The organism is Bacillus sp. SG-1 (assembly GCF_000181495.1).
Classification (GTDB): Bacteria; Bacillota; Bacilli; order Bacillales; family Bacillaceae_B; genus Rossellomorea.
The window spans coordinates 1-3,478 of the sequence record NZ_ABCF01000121.1 but is presented as its reverse complement, the minus strand read 5'-3'; the positions used below and the strand labels follow the sequence as shown (position 1 = coordinate 3,478).

Sequence of the window (3,478 nt, the reverse complement as noted above, 5' to 3'; positions counted from 1 at the left end):
CACCCGACCATCAAGGATAATGCTCTGGTGGCAACAGGAGCGAAAGTACTAGGTTCCATCATTGTTGGAGAGAATTCTAAAATAGGAGCAGGTTCGGTGGTCCTGAAAGATGTCCCTCCCAATTCGACCGTGGTAGGTATTCCAGGCAGGGTCGTCATAAAAGACGGTGTGAAGGTGAAAGAGAAAGACTTTAATCACACTGATCTGCCAGATCCGGTGGCCGACCGATGCAACGACTTGGAAAATCAAATTCTGTCACTAAAAAAAATGCTTAAAGAAGCGCAAAAGAAAGGGGATATCCGCCAAGATGACCATTAAAATTTTCAATACACTCACCAGAAAAAAAGAAGAATTCAAACCGCTGGAAGAAGGAAAAGTAAAGATGTATGTGTGCGGTCCGACGGTTTATAATTATATTCATATAGGAAATGCCCGTCCGGCAATCGTATTTGATACCGTCCATCGTTACTTTGAATATAGAGGCTATGATGTCAACTTTGTATCGAATTTCACTGATGTGGATGACAAATTAATTAAAGCCGCCAATGAGCTTGGAGAAGATGTGCCTGCCATTGCCGAGCGTTTCATTGAGGCTTACCATGAGGATACGGAGGCTCTTGGATGCCAGCGAGCGGATGTCCACCCCCGTGTAACGGAGAGCATGGATATCATCATCGATTTTATCGAAGCTTTGATCGATAAGGGGTATGCATATGAATCCCAAGGCGATGTCTATTATCGAACAAGAAAGTTTGAGGGATACGGAAAGCTTTCTCATCAATCGATTGATGACTTGAAAGTGGGAGCGCGCATCGAAGCGGGAGACAAGAAGGAAGATCCTCTTGACTTTGTTTTATGGAAAGCGGCCAAAGAAGGGGAAATCTTCTGGGAAAGCCCTTGGGGACAAGGAAGACCCGGCTGGCATATCGAATGCTCTGCGATGGCGAAAAAGTATTTGGGAGAGACGATCGATATTCACGCAGGCGGGCAGGATTTGGCATTCCCACACCACGAAAACGAAATCGCCCAGTCGGAAGCATTGAACGAAAAGCCTTTTGCCCGCTATTGGATGCATAACGGCTATATCAATATTGATAATGAAAAGATGTCTAAATCTCTTGGTAATTTCGTACTTGTTCACGATATTATTAAAGAACAGGACCCGCAAGTGTTGAGATTTTTCATGTTGTCTGTTCATTACCGCCACCCTATCAATTACAACTTGGAACTTCTGGAGAATGCTAAATCCGGACTGGACCGTTTGAAGACATCCTATGAGAATTTGAAGCACCGAAGAGAGGTTTCTGCAGAGCTGACAGATAACAATGAAGAATGGCTGGAAAAAATCGCTTCACTCAAAAATCAGTTCATAGAAGAGATGGACGATGATTTTAATACAGCAAACGGTATTTCTGTCTTATTCGAGCTTTCAAGACAAGCGAACTATTACTTGATGGAAAAGAACACCTCGATTACAGTCATTGATGCTTTTTCACAACACTTCAAGGAATTTTTCGAAGTTCTTGGGCTGAAGCTTGAAGAAGCGGAATTGCTGGATGAAGAAATTGAAGAAATGATCAACCAGCGGATTCAGGCGCGTAAAGACCGCAACTTCCAGCTGGCGGATGAGCTGCGCGACAAGCTGAAAGCAATGAACATCATTCTGGAAGATACTGCCCAGGGCACACGCTGGAAAAGAGGGTAACCATGTTATATCAGCAAAATGAAAACATAGATGCCAAACAAATGAATGCCTTGGCACTGGCTTATATGGGGGATGCCGTATATGAAACATATGTACGGCAATACCTTCTTCAGTCCGGAAGGCTAAAGCCGAACCACCTGCATCGTGCAGCTACAGGTTATGTTTCCGCAAAGGCACAGGCGGCAGCCCTTAAGAGACTGTCAGATAGTGACCTGCTTTCCGAAGAAGAGAAGGCAATAGTCCGCAGGGGCCGGAATGCAAAGTCCGGGACCATTCCGAAGAATACAGACGTGCAGACGTACCGTTACAGCACTGCTTTTGAAGCCTTGATTGGCTATTTATTTCTTCAAAGCCGGAAAGACCGCCTGGAAGAACTTATTCGCACCGTTTTAATAGATGATTCAACCGACGTTAAGGAAGGAGGAGTACAATGAGCAGTGAATTTATCGCTGGGAGAAATCCCGTTTTAGAAGCTTTAAAATCAGGCAGGGATATCAATAAGATCTGGATTGCCGAAGGCTCGCAAAAAGGGTCAATGGGACAGATTACCTCGCTCGCTAAAGAAAAGAAGGTCCTGGTCCAATTTGTACCTAAACAAAAGATCGAGGGGATGGTCCGGGACAACCATCAGGGTGTCGTGGCACAGGTGGCCGCTTATCAGTACGCTGAAATGGACGAGCTTTATGCGAGGGCAGAGCAAAAGGGGGAGATACCTTTCTTCTTGATGCTGGACGAGCTTGAAGATCCTCATAACCTTGGATCAATCATGAGAACGGCAGATGCCTCAGGTGTACATGGGATCATCATCCCGAAGAGAAGAGCGGTTGGGCTGACAGCAACAGTGGCCAAGGCGTCAACAGGGGCAATCGAACATATTCCTGTAGCACGTGTCACCAATCTGGCTCAGACGATTGACGAATTGAAGGAAAGAGGAGTCTGGGTAGCGGGTACAGACGCGAAAGGCGCGGATGACTACCGCAGGCTGGATGGAACTTTGCCGATTTGCCTGGTCATCGGCAGTGAAGGAAAAGGAATTGGCCGTTTAATAAGAGACAAATGTGATTTTCTTATTAAGATGCCTATGGTTGGACACGTGACATCTTTGAATGCATCTGTCGCAGCCAGCATTCTGATGTATGAGGTCTATCGCAAGCGCCATCCTTTAGGAGAGTAAGGGAAGATGGACATTCTCCTCGTAGATGGCTATAACATTATTGGGGCTTGGCCGGAGCTGAGGGAGCTGAAGAACAGTGATCTTGCTGCGGCCAGGGACCGCCTGGTGGAATGTATGGCCGAGTATCAAGGCTATACCGGCTATAGAGTCATAGTAGTATTTGATGCTCAATACGTTAATGGAATCGAAAGAAAATATAAGAATTATAAAGTTGATGTTTTTTATACCAGAGAAAACGAGACTGCCGATGAGAGAATAGAGAAACTGGCAATCGAACTGAACAATATCAGAACACAGATCTATGTTGCTACCTCAGACTTCACTGAACAGTGGGCCATTTTCGGCCAAGGTGCATTGAGAAAATCCGCCCGGGAACTTTTTAATGAGATGCAGACCATTCAGAAAAAAATTGAAAGAAACGTCAAAAAAACGGCAGAGCGAAAGCCTTCATCGAAAATAAACCTGACGGAAGAAGTGGCAGAAATTTTCGAAAAATGGCGCAGGGGACAGCAATGAGCTGTTGACGCTTTCAAAAATTGTGCTGTATAATATTTCTATCTATTGTTTGCGCGAGGGGGATATGTGTGGACATCACAGCA

Annotated in this window: 5 protein-coding genes; all 5 read left to right on the top strand. The window is 45.3% G+C overall.

Features of this window, described 5'->3' with window-relative positions; translation table 11 throughout:
* A partial coding sequence (locus BSG1_RS18845) for a serine O-acetyltransferase (RefSeq protein WP_006838832.1) occupies window positions 1-318 on the top strand: 318 nt, incomplete at its 5' end.
* Complete coding sequence (gene cysS, locus BSG1_RS18840) at window positions 308-1,705, top strand: cysteine--tRNA ligase (protein WP_006838831.1); 1,398 nt, start codon at window positions 308-310, stop codon at window positions 1,703-1,705. The genes BSG1_RS18845 and cysS, both read left to right, overlap by 11 nt.
* 2 nt (window positions 1,706-1,707) lie before the next feature.
* Complete coding sequence (locus tag BSG1_RS18835; protein ID WP_006838830.1) at window positions 1,708-2,139, top strand: Mini-ribonuclease 3; 432 nt, start codon at window positions 1,708-1,710, stop codon at window positions 2,137-2,139.
* Window positions 2,136-2,879, top strand: coding sequence for a 23S rRNA (guanosine(2251)-2'-O)-methyltransferase RlmB (rlmB, locus tag BSG1_RS18830; RefSeq protein WP_006838829.1), 744 nt, complete (start codon window positions 2,136-2,138; stop codon window positions 2,877-2,879). Before BSG1_RS18835 ends, rlmB begins: the two co-directional genes overlap by 4 nt.
* A gap of 6 nt (window positions 2,880-2,885) precedes the next feature.
* On the top strand, window positions 2,886-3,395 hold the full coding sequence (locus BSG1_RS18825) for an NYN domain-containing protein (RefSeq protein ID WP_006838828.1): 510 nt from the start codon (window positions 2,886-2,888) through the stop codon (window positions 3,393-3,395).
* Window positions 3,396-3,478 lie beyond the last annotated feature (83 nt).

What these genes read in the sequence shown, in the direction of transcription:
- cysS (WP_006838831.1), top strand. Translation starts at nt 308, where the DNA reads ATGACCATTAAAATTTTCAATACACTCACCAGAAAAAAAGAAGAATTC.
- BSG1_RS18835 (WP_006838830.1), top strand. Translation starts at nt 1,708, where the DNA reads ATGTTATATCAGCAAAATGAAAACATAGATGCCAAACAAATGAATGCC.
- rlmB (WP_006838829.1), top strand. Translation starts at nt 2,136, where the DNA reads ATGAGCAGTGAATTTATCGCTGGGAGAAATCCCGTTTTAGAAGCTTTA.
- BSG1_RS18825 (WP_006838828.1), top strand. Translation starts at nt 2,886, where the DNA reads ATGGACATTCTCCTCGTAGATGGCTATAACATTATTGGGGCTTGGCCG.